The organism is Mesorhizobium sp. M6A.T.Cr.TU.016.01.1.1, from assembly GCF_003952585.1.
GTDB lineage: Bacteria > Pseudomonadota > Alphaproteobacteria > Rhizobiales > Rhizobiaceae > Mesorhizobium > Mesorhizobium mediterraneum.
This window is the reverse complement of the sequence record NZ_CP034452.1, coordinates 1251645-1266941: the sequence shown is the minus strand read 5'-3', so window position 1 is coordinate 1266941 and position 15297 is coordinate 1251645. Positions and strand designations below refer to the sequence as shown.

Annotated in this window: 13 protein-coding genes, 1 tRNA gene and 1 riboswitch; of the genes, 6 read left to right on the top strand and 8 right to left on the bottom strand. The window is 61.7% G+C overall.

The window, feature by feature from the left end; all coding sequences use genetic code 11:
• Positions 1-31 precede the first annotated feature (31 nt).
• A complete protein-coding gene (locus EJ075_RS05845) occupies positions 32-1222 on the bottom strand; it encodes an O-succinylhomoserine sulfhydrylase (RefSeq protein ID WP_126103699.1) in 1191 nt (396 codons plus the stop codon).
• Between the two features lie 57 nt (positions 1223-1279).
• A riboswitch (SAM riboswitch) is annotated at positions 1280-1357 on the bottom strand.
• 124 nt (positions 1358-1481) lie between these two features.
• Here EJ075_RS05845 and EJ075_RS05840 point away from each other — a divergent pair.
• Together EJ075_RS05840 and EJ075_RS05835 are read left to right on the top strand one after the other, a co-directional pair.
• Complete coding sequence (locus EJ075_RS05840) at positions 1482-2576, top strand: 2'-deoxycytidine 5'-triphosphate deaminase (protein ID WP_126103698.1); 1095 nt, start codon at positions 1482-1484, stop codon at positions 2574-2576.
• Positions 2577-2673: 97 nt separating this feature from the next.
• Entirely contained in the window at positions 2674-3447 is a 774-nt protein-coding gene (locus EJ075_RS05835; RefSeq protein WP_095488005.1) for an ABC transporter substrate-binding protein, read from the top strand.
• A 170-nt stretch (positions 3448-3617) separates the two neighbouring features.
• Here the strand turns inward: EJ075_RS05835 and araD1 are convergent, their stop codons facing one another.
• From araD1 to chvE, 4 genes are all read right to left on the bottom strand, one after another.
• Positions 3618-4610, bottom strand: a complete 993-nt coding sequence (araD1, locus tag EJ075_RS05830) for an AraD1 family protein (RefSeq protein WP_095488007.1) — start codon at positions 4608-4610, stop codon at positions 3618-3620.
• Between the two features lie 209 nt (positions 4611-4819).
• Positions 4820-6112: a multiple monosaccharide ABC transporter permease gene (mmsB, locus tag EJ075_RS05825; RefSeq protein WP_095488009.1), complete on the bottom strand. Its 1293-nt coding sequence runs from the start codon at positions 6110-6112 to the stop codon at positions 4820-4822.
• A complete protein-coding gene (gene mmsA, locus EJ075_RS05820) occupies positions 6109-7641 on the bottom strand; it encodes a multiple monosaccharide ABC transporter ATP-binding protein (RefSeq protein ID WP_126103697.1) in 1533 nt (510 codons plus the stop codon). The genes mmsB and mmsA overlap by 4 nt, the downstream gene beginning before the upstream one ends.
• A gap of 99 nt (positions 7642-7740) precedes the next feature.
• Positions 7741-8805, bottom strand: a complete 1065-nt coding sequence (gene chvE, locus EJ075_RS05815) for a multiple monosaccharide ABC transporter substrate-binding protein (protein WP_095488013.1) — start codon at positions 8803-8805, stop codon at positions 7741-7743.
• A 311-nt stretch (positions 8806-9116) separates the two neighbouring features.
• Here chvE and EJ075_RS05810 point away from each other — a divergent pair, with 311 nt between their 5' ends.
• Positions 9117-10106 (top strand): LysR family transcriptional regulator, encoded by a 990-nt coding sequence (locus EJ075_RS05810; protein WP_095488015.1) that lies wholly within the window; start codon positions 9117-9119, stop codon positions 10104-10106.
• A gap of 20 nt (positions 10107-10126) precedes the next feature.
• Here the strand turns inward: EJ075_RS05810 and EJ075_RS05805 are convergent.
• Both EJ075_RS05805 and EJ075_RS05800 read right to left on the bottom strand, forming a co-directional pair.
• A tRNA-Gly gene (locus tag EJ075_RS05805) sits at positions 10127-10200 on the bottom strand.
• A gap of 78 nt (positions 10201-10278) precedes the next feature.
• Positions 10279-12078 carry an acyltransferase family protein gene (locus EJ075_RS05800; protein ID WP_245458175.1) on the bottom strand — a complete coding sequence of 600 codons (1800 nt, stop codon included), beginning with the start codon at positions 12076-12078 and terminating at the stop codon, positions 10279-10281.
• On the opposite strand from EJ075_RS05800, the gene EJ075_RS33450 reads away from it, so the two are divergent.
• Complete coding sequence (locus EJ075_RS33450) at positions 11977-12375, top strand: hypothetical protein (protein WP_245329995.1); 399 nt, start codon at positions 11977-11979, stop codon at positions 12373-12375. The genes EJ075_RS05800 and EJ075_RS33450 overlap by 102 nt on opposite strands.
• A gap of 41 nt (positions 12376-12416) precedes the next feature.
• Positions 12417-12680 (top strand): DUF6460 domain-containing protein, encoded by a 264-nt coding sequence (locus EJ075_RS05795; RefSeq protein ID WP_095488019.1) that lies wholly within the window; start codon positions 12417-12419, stop codon positions 12678-12680.
• Positions 12681-12732: 52 nt separating this feature from the next.
• Here the strand turns inward: EJ075_RS05795 and EJ075_RS05790 are convergent, their stop codons facing one another.
• Entirely contained in the window at positions 12733-13635 is a 903-nt protein-coding gene (locus EJ075_RS05790; RefSeq protein WP_126103695.1) for a histone deacetylase, read from the bottom strand.
• A gap of 117 nt (positions 13636-13752) precedes the next feature.
• On the opposite strand from EJ075_RS05790, the gene EJ075_RS05785 reads away from it, so the two are divergent.
• Positions 13753-15090 (top strand): MATE family efflux transporter, encoded by a 1338-nt coding sequence (locus EJ075_RS05785; protein ID WP_126107249.1) that lies wholly within the window; start codon positions 13753-13755, stop codon positions 15088-15090.
• The last annotated feature ends 207 nt before the right edge of the window (positions 15091-15297 follow it).

The window sequence follows — 15297 nt, the reverse complement described above, 5'->3', positions numbered from 1 at the left end:
GATGCGAGCAAAGCCGCCCCGGTGCGTATCCCTATCTGGCGGCTTTCAATGCCTGCTCGATGTCTTCGAGCAGGTCGTCGGCGTCCTCCAGGCCGACAGACAGCCTGAGCGTGCCCGGCCCGATGCCGAGTTCGGCGCGCGCCTCGTCGCTCAGATTCTTGTGCGTCGTCGTCGCCGGGTGAGTGATCAGGCTCTTGGCGTCGCCGAGATTGTTGGAGATCAGCACGATATCGAGCGCGTTCTGGAAGGCGAAGGCCGCCTGCTTGCCGCCCTTGACGTCGAGGCAGATCAGCGTCGAGCCGCCCGACATCTGCTTTTTGACGATCGCCGCCTGCGGGTGGTCGGCGCGGCCCGGATAGATGACACGGGCAATCTCTGATCGCTCGGCAAGGAAATCTGCGATCCGGCCGGCACTTTCCGTCTGCTGGCGCACGCGCAGCGGCAGCGTCTCCAGGCCCTTCAGCAGCGTCCAGGCGTTGAAGGGCGACAGGCTCGGACCGGTGTGGCGGAAATAGTCGTGCAGGTTCTCATCGATCCACTTCTTGTCCGACAGGATGACGCCGCCGAGGCAGCGGCCCTGGCCGTCGATGTGCTTGGTCGCCGAATAGACGACGATATGGGCGCCGAGCTGCAAGGGCTTCTGCTGCAACGGCGTGGCAAAGACATTGTCGACGATCAGCCGCGCGCCGATCGAATTGGCAAGCGAGGCAACGGCTGCGATGTCGACGACTTCCAGCGTCGGATTGGTTGGGCTTTCAAGAAAGAACAGCTTGGTGTTCGGCCTGACCGCCTTTTCCCAATTGGCGATTTCGGTGCCGTCGACCAGCGTCGCCTCGATGCCGTATTTCGGCGCCAGCGTCTCGACCACCCAGCGGCAGGAGCCAAACAGCGCGCGCGCCGCCACGATATGATCGCCGGCCTTGGCGCTGCACAAAAGTGCTGCGGTGACCGCCGCCATGCCGGATGCTGTGGCGCGTGCATCTTCGGCACCTTCCAGTGCGCACATGCGCTTCTCGAACATGTCGACCGTCGGGTTGGCATAGCGCGAATAGATGAAGCCCGGTTCCTCGCCCTTGAAGCGCGCTTCCGCCGCCTGCGCGGTGTCGTAGACATAGCCCTGGGTGAGGTACATCGCCTCGGAGGTCTCGCCGAAGCCGGAACGCAAGGTCCCGCTATGCACGAGTGCTGTCTGAGGTTTCCAGTTGCGCTTCTTGCTTGTCATCACTTTTGTTCCAGACACAAAAAAACCGGTCGCGAAAGTCGCAACCGGTCCATACGGCCTTGCGGCCCGACGGTCCTTTAGCGACTTGTTTAACGTGGCTGCAAGCCGACCGGCCAAATCACCACGGGATAACGACCCTTTAGACCCGCGCCGCGCTTGCGTCAATTGCCGGCATGATTAAGAGGTTTGTACCAGCAGGTTCCGCGGCAAGGACCTGCGGCAAACGATACGTTGCCCGGCCTTCGAGCGGAGCCAGACTTTGCGGCAGACAGGCATTCTTCCCGATCAGGATATTTCCGCGCTGTTCCAGTCGGGCGCGCTGACGTCGCTACGCGCGCTCGATGCCGACCAGGTCCAGCCGGCCAGTCTCGACCTCAGGCTTGGCGACAAGGCCTGGCGGGTGCGCGCCTCCTTCCTGCCCGGCCCGAACCATAGGGTCGACGAAAAACTCGACCGCCTGAAGCTGCACGAAATCAATCTCGCCGACGGCGCGGTGCTGGAGACGGGCTGCGTCTATATCGTGCCGCTGCTGGAGAGCCTGGCGCTTCCGGCAAACATTTCGGCCTCGGCCAACCCGAAGAGCTCGACCGGACGGCTCGACATCTTCACCCGCGTGATGACCGATCGCGGCCACGAGTTCGACAAGATCGCTGCCGGTTACAACGGCCCGCTCTATCTGGAAGTCAGCCCGCGCACCTTTCCGATCGTCGTCCGCACCGGCTCGCGGCTGTCGCAGATCAGGTTCCGCACCGGCAATGCGCTTTTGTCTGAAAGCGAGCTCAACGACTTGCACCGCGCCGAGACGCTCGTCGCCACCGAGCCACCGAACATTTCCGGCGGCGGCATCGCGCTGTCGATCGATCTCGATGGCGATAAGGATGGCCTGGTCGGTTACCGCGGCAAGCACCACACCGGCCTGGTCGATGTCGACAAGCGCGCCGCACAGGATGTTGTCGACTTCTGGGAGCCGCTCTACAAGAGCGGTGCCGGCGAATTGGTGCTCGATCCGGACGAATTCTATATCCTCGTCAGCCAGGAGGCGGTGCATGTGCCGCCGCTCTACGCCGCCGAGATGACGCCCTTCGATCCGCTGGTCGGCGAATTCCGTGTCCACTATGCCGGTTTCTTCGATCCGGGCTTTGGCCATTCGGCGGCCGGCGGCACCGGCAGCAGGGCGGTGCTCGAAGTGCGCAGCCACGAAGTGCCGTTCATCCTCGACCACGGTCAGATCGTCGGACGGCTGGTCTACGAGCACATGCTGAAGCGGCCGCAGGCGCTCTACGGCACAGATCTCGGCTCGAACTATCAGGCACAAGGCCTGAAACTGTCCAAGCATTTCCGCGCCGCGCGCTGATCGCCCATCACGATCAGACCGCGCTTGCCTGAACCCTGCGCGTCGTGCTTGGCTGTGCCCAGCCGTCAGGGTGGCTCTGAACCAAGGGAACAAAAAAATGCAGATTTCAAGATGGATCGCATCGGCAGCAACAGCCGCCATGCTGGTGATATCAGCCGGGTCCTTTTCGGCGCAAGCACAGGAAAAATTGAAGATCGCCACCGAAGGCGCCTATCCGCCGTTCAACACCATCACCGCGGATGGCAAGCTCGTCGGCTTCGATATCGACATCGCCGAGGCGCTTTGCGCTCAGATGAAGGTCGAATGCGAACTTGTCACGCAGGACTGGGACGGCATGATTCCGGCGCTCCAGGCCAGAAAGTTCGACGCCATCGTCGCGTCCATGAGCATCACCGAAGAGCGCAAGAAGCAGGTCTCCTTCACCAACAAATACTATACGACGCCGCTTTCGCTGGTGGCCTTGAAAGACAGCGATATTGCCTCGACCGAACCCGCCGCACTCGCCGGCAAGACGGTCGGCGCCCAGGCTTCGACCACCCAGGCCGACTATGCCCAGGATGTCTATGGCAAGGCCGGTGCCGAGGCGAAGCTCTATCCGACCCAGGAGGAGGCGGTTACCGACCTGATGAACGGCCGCCTCGATGCCGTCCTTTCAGACAAGTTCGTGCTGATGGACTGGATGAAGAAGTCGAGCGACGGCTGCTGCAAGATGGTCGGCGACGTCAAGGGCACTGAGACGGAAGCGGGCATCGCCGTGCGCCAGGAAGACAATGCGCTGCGCGAAAAGCTCAACGCCGCGATCGATGCAATCGTCGCCGACGGCACCTACAAGAAGATCCAGGCCAAATATTTCGACTTCGATATTTACTGAGGTAGGAACTGCCAATCTCCCCCCTTGAGGGGGAGATGGCCGGCAGGCCAGAGGGGGTCGGTCCGGCCGGGCTCGGCTCTTTATCGCAGACGCAGGGGGCTGGCGCTCTACGCGAGACGACCCCCTCTGTCGCCTTCGGCGACATCTCCCCCTCAAGGGGGGAGATCCCGCTACAGCGCCTTCACCGACACCTTCACCGGCTGCTCGATTTCAAGCGGGTTGCGCAGCGGCAGGCCAAAATCCTTGGCCTCGATCTCGAACACGTCGCCGGCCTCGGTCCTGACGCCGTCGGCGAAGGACAGCGTCGCGGTGCCGAACATGTGCACATGAACGTCGCCCGGCTGGCGGAAAGCCGAATATTTGAAGTGGTGATGTTCGAGATTGGCGATGGTGTGCGACATGTTCGCCTCGCCTGACAGGAACGGCTTTTCCCACAGCAGCTTGCCGTCGCGGACAATGCGTGAGGAACCCCTGATGTCGGACGGCAGGTCGCCGATCAGGATCTCCGGCCCGAACGAGGCGTTGCGCAGCTTGGAATGCGCGAGGAAAAGATAGTTCACACGCTCGGTGACGTGGTCGGAAAACTCGTTTGACAGCGTGAAGCCGACGCGGAACGGGGCACCGTCGTCGCCGATGACATAAATGCCGGCGATTTCCGGCTCCTCGCCGGCATCCTGGGCGAAGGCGGGCGACAGAAGTGCCGCACCGGGCGCCACCGCCATGGTGCCGTTGCCCTTGTAGAACCATTCCGGCTGCACGCCCGTCTGGCCGTTGGTCGGCTTGCCGCCCTCCAACCCCATGCGGAACATCTTCATGGAATCGGTGAGCTGCTCTTCGCCGCCGGTGCTGAGCTTCTTGTGCATGGCATCGCGGGTCGCGGCGGAGCCGAGATGCGTCAGCCCGGTGCCGGTGAGATGAAGATGCGCCGGATCCGGATGGTTGATCGGCGACAACAGCCGTCCCTTCTTGTAGGCGGCATCGAGGTCGACCGCTTCACCGAACCCCTTGCGCTCGATGAGGGCGGCGAGCCCGGTGCCGGTGCGCGCGGCCTCCATCGCCAGCGAATAGACGCTGCGGGCGCCGTTGATGATCCTGGTCTTGCCGCCGTTGCGGGCAACAACGCGGATGGTCTCCGCGTCGTCGAGGATCTGGGAAATCAGCATGATGTGCCCTCTCTATTGTCTTGGCCCGGCCGCCCATCTGGCAAACCCTGACCTGCGCGGCTCGGAACCAATCCGTGCCACGGGTGAAATTCTTCGTCCGGATTGCGCTCGCTGGCCTGGTCTCTCAGGAGACTTCTTCGCACCGGCCTCTTGCCGGCAGCCGCGATGTGACCCGTATGGTTTCCTCGTCCGGCCAGGTTTCTCCCGGCTCAAGCCTTGTTCTTGTTGTAGACGTCGAAGACCACGGCGCCGAGCAGCACCAGGCCTTTCACCACCTGTTGCCAATCGACATTGACGCCCATGATCGACATGCCGTTGTTCATCACGCCCATGATGAAGCCGCCGACCACCGCGCCAATAACCTGGCCGACGCCGCCCATCGCCGAAGCGCCGCCGATGAACACGGCGGCGATCACGTCGAGCTCGCTGCCGAGGCCCGCCGCCGGCACCGCCTGGCCAAGGCGCGCCGCAATGATCAGCCCGCCGAGCGCCGAGAGCACGCCCATATTGATGAACACCATCAGGGTCAGCCGCTCGGTCTTGATACCCGATAGCTGCGCCGCCTTGGCATTGCCGCCCATTGCGTAGATACGACGGCCGACCGTCATGCGTTTGGTGACGAAGACGAACAGCGCGATCAGCACGCCCATCACCACGAGAACGATTGGCAGACCTCTGTAGGTGGCGAATTGGTAGACCAGGAACAGCGTCAGGGCGCTGATCACCAGGGTCTTGACGACAAACAGCGGGAAGGGCTCGGCTTCATAGCCATGCCGCTCTCGGCTGCGCCGCGCCCTGAGCCCGAGATAGGCATAGGCGAGCACAGCGACGAGGCCGATCACGATCGTCGTCATGTGCAGCGTCAGCCCGCTGCCGACGATGGTCTTGCCAGCGGCGTTCACGACCGGCGGGATCAGCGTCAACGAGCCGATCACGTCCGGAATGAAGCCGGAACTTAGCGCCTTGAAGCCGACCGGAAGCGGCCCCACGGAAGACCCGCCACCCAGCAGCGCCTGGCAGATGCCGCGGAAGATCAGCATCCCCGCCAGGGTGACGATGAAGCTTGGTATTCGGTGATAGGCAATCCAGTAGCCTTGTGCCGCGCCGATTGCGCCACCGACGATCAGGCAGATGATCGACACCACCAGCGGATTGCTGAAAGGGCCGAGAGGCCAGATGACCATCATCATCGCTGCCAGCGCGCCGATGAAACCGGCGACGGAGCCGACGCTGAGATCGATATGGCCGGAGACGATCACCAGCAGCATGCCCAGCGCCATCACGATGATGAAGCTGTTCTGCTGCACCAGGTTACTCAGGTTCACCGGTTTGAACAGCGTTCCGGACGTCGTGAACTGGAAGAACACCATGATGAGGATCAGCGCCAGGATCAGGCCGTATTCGCGCAGGTTGGTGACCAGCGCCGAGACGGCAACGCGCGGCCCCTGCTGCACATCTTCGGCGACGCCGCTTTTCGGCACGGGAGCGCTTTCGGTGCTCATGATGCTTTTCCTTCTCCGCGAACGATGGCGCGCATGATCTTTTCCTGGCTGGCATCGCTCGCCGCCATTTCGCCGACGATACGCCCTTCGTTCATGACATAGATGCGGTCGGTGATGCCGAGCAGTTCGGGCATTTCCGACGAGATGACGATGATCGCCTTACCCTCCGAGGCGAGACGCGCGATGATCGTATAGATTTCATACTTGGCGCCAACGTCGATGCCGCGCGTCGGCTCGTCGAGGATCAGCACTTCCGGATTGGCGAACAGCCACTTCGACAGCACCACCTTCTGTTGATTGCCGCCCGACAGGTTGCCGGTCATCTGATAGACGCTGGACGAGCGGATGTTGGTCTTGGCCTTGTAGTCGTTGGCTACCGCAAGCTCGCGCATATCGTCGATCACGCTATGGCGCGACACGCCGGGAAGATTGGCCAGCGTGATGTTGTGCTTGATATGATCGATTAGGTTGAGACCGTAGGTCTTGCGATCCTCGGTGACGTAAGCAATGCCATGTTCCACCGCCTTGCTGACAGAGGAGACATCGATGGGCTTGCCCTTGAGCAGCACTTCGCCCGTGATGCGGCGGCCATAGGAGCGGCCGAACAGGCTCATCGCGAATTCGGTGCGTCCAGCACCCATCAGCCCGGCGATACCCACCACCTCGCCCTTGCGGACGTTGATATCGATACCCTTGATCACCTGCCGCTCGGCATGGATCGGGTGATAGACCGACCAGTTCTTCACCTCGAGCACGGTCTCGCCAATCTCTGGCTCTCGCGGCGGGAACCGGTCGTCCAGCGAACGGCCGACCATCGAGGTGATGATGCGGTCTTCCGAGATGTCTTTCTTGGGCAGCGTCTCGATGGTGCGCCCGTCGCGGATGATCGTGACCTTGTCGGCGACCCGATTGATCTCGTTGAGCTTGTGCGAGATCAGGATCGAGGTGATGCCTTGCCGCTTGAATTCGAGGAGCAGATCGAGCAGCGCCTGGCTGTCCTTTTCGCTGAGCGATGCCGTCGGCTCGTCGAGAATGAGCAGCTTCACTTCCTTGCTGAGCGCCTTGGCGATCTCGACCAGCTGCTGCTTGCCGACGCCGATATTGGTAATCAGCGTCTTTGGGTCTTCCTTGAGGCCTACCTTCTTGAGCAGAGCGCCGGTGCGCGTCTCGTTGGCGTTCCAGTCGATGATGCCGAATCTGGCCTGCTCGTTGCCGAGAAAGATGTTTTCGGCGATCGACAGCATCGGCACCAGCGCGAGTTCTTGGTGGATGATGACGATGCCGCGGCGCTCGCTGTCGTGGATGCCTTTGAAATGGCACTCATCGCCGCGATAGATGATTTCGCCGTCATAGGTGCCGGATGGGTACACGCCCGAAAGCACCTTCATCAGCGTCGATTTGCCGGCGCCGTTCTCGCCGACCACGGCATGGATCTCGCCTTCCTCAACGCTGAGGTTGACATTCGACAGCGCCTTGACGCCGGGAAACGTCTTGGTGATGTCACGCATCTCCAAAATCGTCGAGGTCATCAGGAATTAAGCTCCTCCGAGATCGGCAAACATACCGGCCTCGCTGGTTAACGAAAAGGGGCCCTGCGTTGCGCAGGACCCCAGACTTTGCAACTGCGGTTACTTCAGCTCTTCGGCCTTGATGTAGCCGGAGTCGACCACGAGGGCCTGGTAGTTCGACTTGTCGACCTCATGCGGCGTCAGCAGGATCGAGGGGACGACCTTGACGTCGTTGTTGTAGGTCGTGGTGTCGAGGCCTTCCGGCTTGCCGCCCGAGAGCACCTTGTCGACGAGCTCGACCGTCGCCTTGGCGAGTTCGCGGGTATCCTTGAACACGGTCGAGTACTGCTCGCCGGCGATGATCGCCTTGACCGAAGCGGTCTCGGCGTCCTGGCCGGTGACGATTGGCCAGGGCTGGTCGGCCGTGCCGTAACCAACGGCGCGCAGCGAGGCGATGATGCCGCGCGACAGGCCGTCATACGGCGAGAGCACGCCATCGACGCGGCTGCCATCCGAGTAGTTGGCGGAGAGCAGATTGTCCATGCGGGCCTGGGCGGTCGCTGCCAGCCAGCGCAGCGTGCCGACCTTGTCCATGCCCATCTGGCCGGACTTCACGACGAGGGTCTTGTCGTCGATCAGCGGCTGCAGCACCGACATGGCGCCGTTGTAGAAGAAGAAGGCGTTGTTGTCGTCCGGCGAACCGCCGAACAGCTCGACGTTGAACGGACCCTTGTTTTCGGGATAGCCGAGGCCCTTGAGCAGCGATTTGGCCTGGATGACGCCGACGCCGAAATTGTCGAAGGTGGTGTAGTAGTCGACATTCGCGGTCTTCTTGATCAGGCGGTCATAGGCGACGACGACGACGCCGGCGTCAGCCGCCTTCTGCAGCGCGTCCGACATCGTGGTGCCGTCGATTGAGGCGATGATCAGCGCCTTCGGGCCTTTGGTGATTTCGTTTTCCAGCTGGCTGAGCTGATTGGGGATATCGTCCTGCGCATATTGCAGGTCGACAGTGTAGCCCAGAGCCTCGAGCTGGGACTTGACGGCGTCGCCGTCGTTGATCCAGCGCTGCGAGGTCTTTGTGGGCATCAGCACGCCGACGAGGCCTTCGCCTGCCTGCGCCGGGACCGTCATGGCCGCGATGCCAAGGGCCGCGACGGCGGCCAGTGTCTTGATGATCTTCACATTAACTCTCCCTGTTTGATGGACGCGCACCCTGGGTTTCGTGGGCCGCGCGATCGTGCAGGAGCGCCAAACGCGCCGCTGCCGTCATATCGATCTCCGGTATCCTCCCAATCGGCCCTGAGACTCTGGTTCCAGTCGATGCGATTTTTCTCGCTGGCGACGGTCAAGCTTCAGGACGCGCAAAGGGTGTGGCTCTTTGCCATAACTGTCAAATGCGATCTTTGATGGTTGCTATACCGAAACTGATATATTGAAAGCCGACGAAGACCTGGCCGGATTGCCGGTGGCCACGAGCGGGACAGAAAAAGACGATGGCGGCGCTGCGGAATCCTGATGGACTTTCAGCCGGTTACGAAGAACCCCCCGGCGACGGAGAGATCCTGCTGCGCAGCGGCCTCAGCCTGCGCCACATGCGCATGATCGCAGCCCTTGACGACCATGGCCGGGTCAGCGCGGCAGCCCAGGTCATGAACATTTCGCAGCCCGCCGCCTCACGGATGATCGCCGAGATGGAGGCAGTGCTCGACGTCAAGCTGTGCGAAAGGCTGCCGCGCGGCATCACGCTGACGCCCTATGGCAAGGCATTGGCGAGGCGCGCGCGCTCGATCCTGCTCGAGATGCGTGAGGTCGACCGCGAGATATCCGAGCTCAAGGCGGGCAAGGGCGGCTCGGTGTTCCTGGGCGCGGTGACGGCCCCTGCGATCGAGCTCGCCGTGCCGGCGATCCGCGAAATCCGGCGCATCTATCCGCGTATCGAGATCACCATGCAGGTCGAGACCTCCAATGTGCTGGCGCGCGAGCTGATCGCCACGCGTCACGATTTCATCATCGCGCGCATCCCCGACGACCTCAATCCACGGCTGTTCGAGGCCCGCGTCATCGGTGTTGAAAAAGCCTGCCTGATCGTGCGCCGCGGCCACCCGCTCGCCAAGGGCAAGGCGGTGCGGCTGGAGGAGACCGCTGCCTACGACTGGGTTTTCCAGTCGGGCGGCTCGCCACTGCGCCAAGCGATGGAAAGCAATTTCCTGAACCGCAACATCGCGCTGCCGGACCGCATCCTCAACACCAGTTCGCTGCTTCTGACCCTGGTCATGGTCGCGCAGTCGGACGCCATCGCGCCGGTGTCGATTCAGGTGGCGAAATTCATCCAGAATCCCGAGGGGCTGGCCGGCGCCATCGACGTCGTCCAGACCGAGTTCGACATCGAGGTCAGGCCCTACAGCCTGATCACCGTGAAGAATCGCGTGCTGTCGCCGGCAGCCAAGATGCTGCACGACTTTATCTTGAGGGAGGTGGGTTGAGAGAGAGGTGGGCTGACGGCTGGAGCGGGTAGCGGGAATCGAACCCGCGCGTTCAGCTTGGGAAGCTGACAAGCTACCATTACATCATACCCGCGCAGCAGCCTCGTTACCACGCAATCCGGCGTTCGGGCAATCGTTAAGCGCGCATTCGAGCTTTGCCCGCCGCCAGCCGCTACTTCGTCGTGGCAAGGGCATCGTCTACCGCAAACACCGGCCAGTATTTCGCAATGGCCCGCGTGGCCCCTATCGAGGAGAAATGGCCATAGTCGAAATAGAGAAACTGGCCTGCGTCGGCGTAGGAGCAGCGTCCTGCGCTACAGAGGAATTCGAGCGGATCGATGAAGGTGGCGCCTTTGGTAAATGAGCGCACGCGGTTGTTGATGTCGGGATCCATGGCCATCGGCCAGGACGTATCACTGAGATTTCCGCGCCTTGCGAAGAATGCGATTTTCCGAACGTCGGTTATGAACTGCGGAGACTGGCCGATGACAAACACGCGCACACCCAGGCCATGAAGCGTATCGATCGTTTGCTGGAGACCGTCGAAACTCCTGGCCTCATAGTCGGTCCACCGGCCGCTGAGTACAACCGTCTTGATGCCGGCGTCCTGGATGACTTTCAGGGCCTGCTGATTGAACCGCATGCAATCCGGGCGTGCATAGGAGAAGTAAGAGAGGATTGGTGGACAGCCTGCGTATGTGTATTCGACGACGTTGGCCTGAAGCTGATTTATGTTGGCCTCCAGGCCCGAAACATAGTGGGCGGCAAACGAGTCGCCCCACAACAAAACGGTTGTAGGGAAGCCGCGAGTGCGTGTGCAGTCCTTGATGTTCCAGCTTTCGATCCGGCTGGAGCCCTCGTTGAAACAGGTGCCCTTGAGCCAGTCCCCGACAGGGATCCGCTGTTGGGCATAGTCCGGAAACCGTTGCGGAAAACCGTTGCCGAGCGCCCCGGTCGCCCCGCCAACGCAAAGAAGAGCGATCGCGCCGGCTGAAAAGGCGAAGATGGGCATCGGGGCGGTGAAGCTCCTTTTCTGCCGAAACGGCTGCTCGATATACTTCCAGGAGAATGCAGCCAATGCGAAGCTTGCGACCGTCATCGCAACGGTCATCGACGGGTCGAGTTTTTGCAATGAAAGATAGTGCGCGAACGCATTGATCGGCCAGTGAACAAGATACAGCGAATACGAGATGAGACCGATCCAGACCAGCGGTCGGACTTCGAGTATGCGGCTAGCGATCGTCGAGGGGCTGTTTTGGCCGACATAGATGAGGAGTGCCGTTCCGAGGCACGGATACAAAGCGTTGTAGCCCGGGAACGGGTCGCTCTCCGAAATCGCGAAGAACCCGATGGCGAGAAGGCCAAATCCGGCCAGCCCCACCAGTTCCATAAGAAATCGATTGCTCAACGGCGGGGGCCGTTTCAGCATGAGCACAGCGCCCAGCATGAGTTCCCAGACCCGTGTCGGCAGCAGGTAGAATCCCGCGCTTGGCGCCAGCCATGTCGCCATCACCGCCAGCACGAAGCTGCCGAGTATGATCGGCAGGAGTGCTGTCAGCCAGCGCTTCGCAAAATAGCGATAGATCAGGAACATCAGGATTGGGGCAAAGATATAGTACTGCTCCTCGACCGAAAGCGACCACGTATGCAGCAGCGGTCGGAGCTCGGCATCGATGGAGAAGTAATTTGACGTTTTCCAAAAATAGATGTTCGACCAGAAAGTCGAGGCCGCTATGACGCTGAGACTGAATTCATGCAGATCTGACGGCAGAAGAATGAACAATGCCGCAATACAGGTGAGAAGCGTGACAAAGATCAGAGCCGGCAGAATGCGCCGGGCACGGCGCCAGTAGAAGCTGACGATCGAAAATTGGCCGCGTTCAAGGTCGTCCAGAAGACTTCCGGTGATCAGGTAGCCGGATATGACGAAGAAGATATCGACGCCGGTAAAGCCGCCTGGAATTGCCGAGATTCCGAAATGGAAGAGTACAACCGGCAGCACCGCAACAGCCCTAAGGCCATCGATATCGCGCCTGTACTTCATTCAAGAAGCCCTGTGTTCGCAGGTCACGGCGAGACGGCGCAGTCCGTCCATAGTCGGGCGATGAGTCTGGCAGATCAATATCAACGGATTACCCTCTGTCCTCCAATTTTGCTGCGCTGCAACATAAGTGTCAAGGTCGGCGAGCAGACAATCCGCAAACCGCCGTGCGGAGCAACTGGATTCAGCGACCACCTTGATGCCAGCGCGGCAAGTGCGTATTTCTGAACCTGTACCCGAATCGGGTTAACCGAATCTGGAGACACGCCTTGTCCGCACTGACGCGCTTTCTCGGCGATACGCCGCTCCGGGTGCTTCTGAAGCTGCTGGTGGTATCGTTCCTCGTCGGCCTTGTCATGAACGCTTTCGGCTGGTCGCCGGTGGATGTGCTCTACGGCATCCGGAATTTCTTCGTCGATCTCTGGAATCTGGGCTTCCGCGCCATTGACCGTTTCCTCGGCTACATCCTGCTGGGCGCGGCGATCGTCATTCCGGCCTTCCTCCTGCTCAGGATCGCCAACTACCGGAAATAGGTATGGCCCCGAACCTGCGGTTCGGCAAGGATCATGCTCAATCGGTCAGGCCTCACGCGAAGCCTGATGCCACTTCGAACAGGATGGCATGGCGCGCGGCAAGCGCCGCCACGTCAGTCGAATAGCCGCCGCCGATAACGCCGCAGACCGGGATGCGGAGCGCGCGGAAATGACGGATCACCATGTCGTCACGGGCGCGCAGCCCCTCGTTCGACAGCGATAACCTGCCAAGCCGGTCATCGGCATGGACGTCGACCCCGGCATTGTAGAAAACGATGTCCCAGGGCGCTCTGGCGGTGAGTTCCGGCAGAATGCCGCCCAACCTTTCGAGATAGGCCGCATCGCCGGTGCCGTCGGGCAGGGCGACGTCGAGGTCGGAAGCGATCTTGCGCGCCGGATAGTTACGGTCGCCATGCATGGAAAAGGTGAACACGCGCCGTTCATCGCCCAGAATGTCCGCCGTGCCGTCGCCCTGATGGACGTCGAGATCGACGATCAGGATGTTGCGGGCGGCAGCTTCGGCGAGCAGCACCAGCGAAGCCACGGCAACATCGTTGAAGGTGCAGAAGCCGGCGCCTTGCGCGCGCCGCGCATGATGGCTGCCGCCGGCGGTGTTGCAGGCGATGCCGTTCAGCAACGCCAGCCGCGCCGCCAGCACCGTGCCGCCCGTTGCGAGCTGCGCCCTGAGCGAGACCCGCGGACTCACCGGAAAGCCGATCTCGCGCTCGATCTTTTCAGGCACTTCGCAGGCCAGCACCTGATCGACATACGAGGCGGCATGAGCAAGCTTCAGCCATGATGCTGGCGCCGGCCTAGGCATGCTGAGCGCCTCGGGCCCGGCAAGTCCGCGCGCTCTCAGGGCTTCCATCAGCAATGGGTATTTGCTCATCGGGAAGCGATGGTTGACGGCAAAACTGGCGTCGTAATCGGGATGATGAACGATCTGCAGTGGCATGAGCGGTCGGTGCGCCAGAAGCGGGTTTCGGTTGACCATGACGCGATGAAAGATTGCGCGGCGTCGGGAAACTGGGGCACATCGGCCATTCGAGCAAGCCGCAATGAGGGTCGGGTCCTGGATCAGGTGTCAGCAACGGCCAACAGACGGTCCTTTGTCGTCACCAACCGCTCGGTGCTCGCCATCGCGGTGCCGATGACGCTGGCCTATCTGACGACGCCGCTGCTCGGCATCGTCGACACCGCGGTGATCGGCCAGTTTGGCGACGCTGCCCTTCTCGGTGGCCTGGCGGCGGGTGCCCTGGTCTTCGACGTCGTCTTCACCTCGTTCAATTTCCTGCGCTCCGGCACCACGGGCCTCGTCGCCCAGGCTCTCGGCCGTGGCGACGAACTGGAGGAACAGGCGGTGTTCTGGCGTGCCGTGCTGATCGCGATCGTTGCCGGCATCGTGCTTGCCGCCCTTGCGCCACTGTTCGCCACCGCCGGACAGTGGTTCATGGATGCCGAGCCGCGCGTCAGCGAAGCGATGGCCGTCTATATCCGCATCAGGCTGCTCGCGGCACCGTTCTCGCTGATCAACTACGCCATCCTCGGCTATGTACTGGGGCGCGGCGAGGGCGGGCTGGGACTGATGCTGCAATTGGTGCTGAACGGCATCAACATCGCGCTCTGCATCCTGCTGGGGCTGGAGCTCGGCTGGGGCGTCGCCGGCGTCGCCTGGGCGACCGTCACCGGTGAATTCGTCGCCATGCTGCTCGGCCTGGCAATCGTCATCAGGCGTTTCTGGGCGGCACCCCGGCTGCCGCGCCATCGCGTCTTCGATCTGCCGGCATTCTTGCGTATGGCGTCGCTCAACCGTGACATCATGATCCGGTCGTTCTCGCTGCTCGCCGCCTTCGCGCTGTTCACCCGCCAGGGCGCACAATTCGGCACGGTGACACTGGCCGCCAATGCGGTGCTGATGAACTTCTTCCTTATCGCCGGCTATTTCCTCGACGGTTTCGCCACGGCAGCCGAACAGCTCGCCGGGCGGGCCATCGGCGCGCGTGCCGCCATGCAATTCCGGCAGGCGGTGCGGCTGACCCTGTTCTGGGGTTTCGGGCTGGCGGCCACGGCGACGCTTGTCCTTTTGCTGGGCGGTACCGATCTGATCGCACTGATCACGACGTCACAAGATGTTCGCGCCGTTGCCGACATCTATTTGCCTTGGGCGGCATTCACCGCGCTCAGCGGCGTGCTGGCGTTTCAGATGGATGGGGTCTTCATCGGTGCGACCTGGTCGCGCGATATGCGCAACATGATGCTCTTGTCGTTCCTCGTCTTCAGCGCCGCCCTGCTCATCCTGGCGCCGGCCTTTGGCAATCACGGCCTGTGGGCGGCGCTGCATGTCTTCCTGCTGGTGCGCGGCTTCAGCCTGCTTGCCATTTTGCGCTTGCGGCTGCGGACGGCGTTTTAGTCAGTGTCCTAGGTCAACTTTCGCGCAGGGTGGAAAGCGATCCTATTTTCCATAAGTTCTGGCGTCAGCGGATCGCTTGCACTTCCAGTCGATTTCGTTACGTTTTTTCGGCAGCTTGATGCAGCAATCGTTCTGGGGAAGCTTGTGCGAAGTTACCTGCCATATGTCTTAGGCGCAGCGCTGGGGCTGCTCGCTGCGTTCATTCTC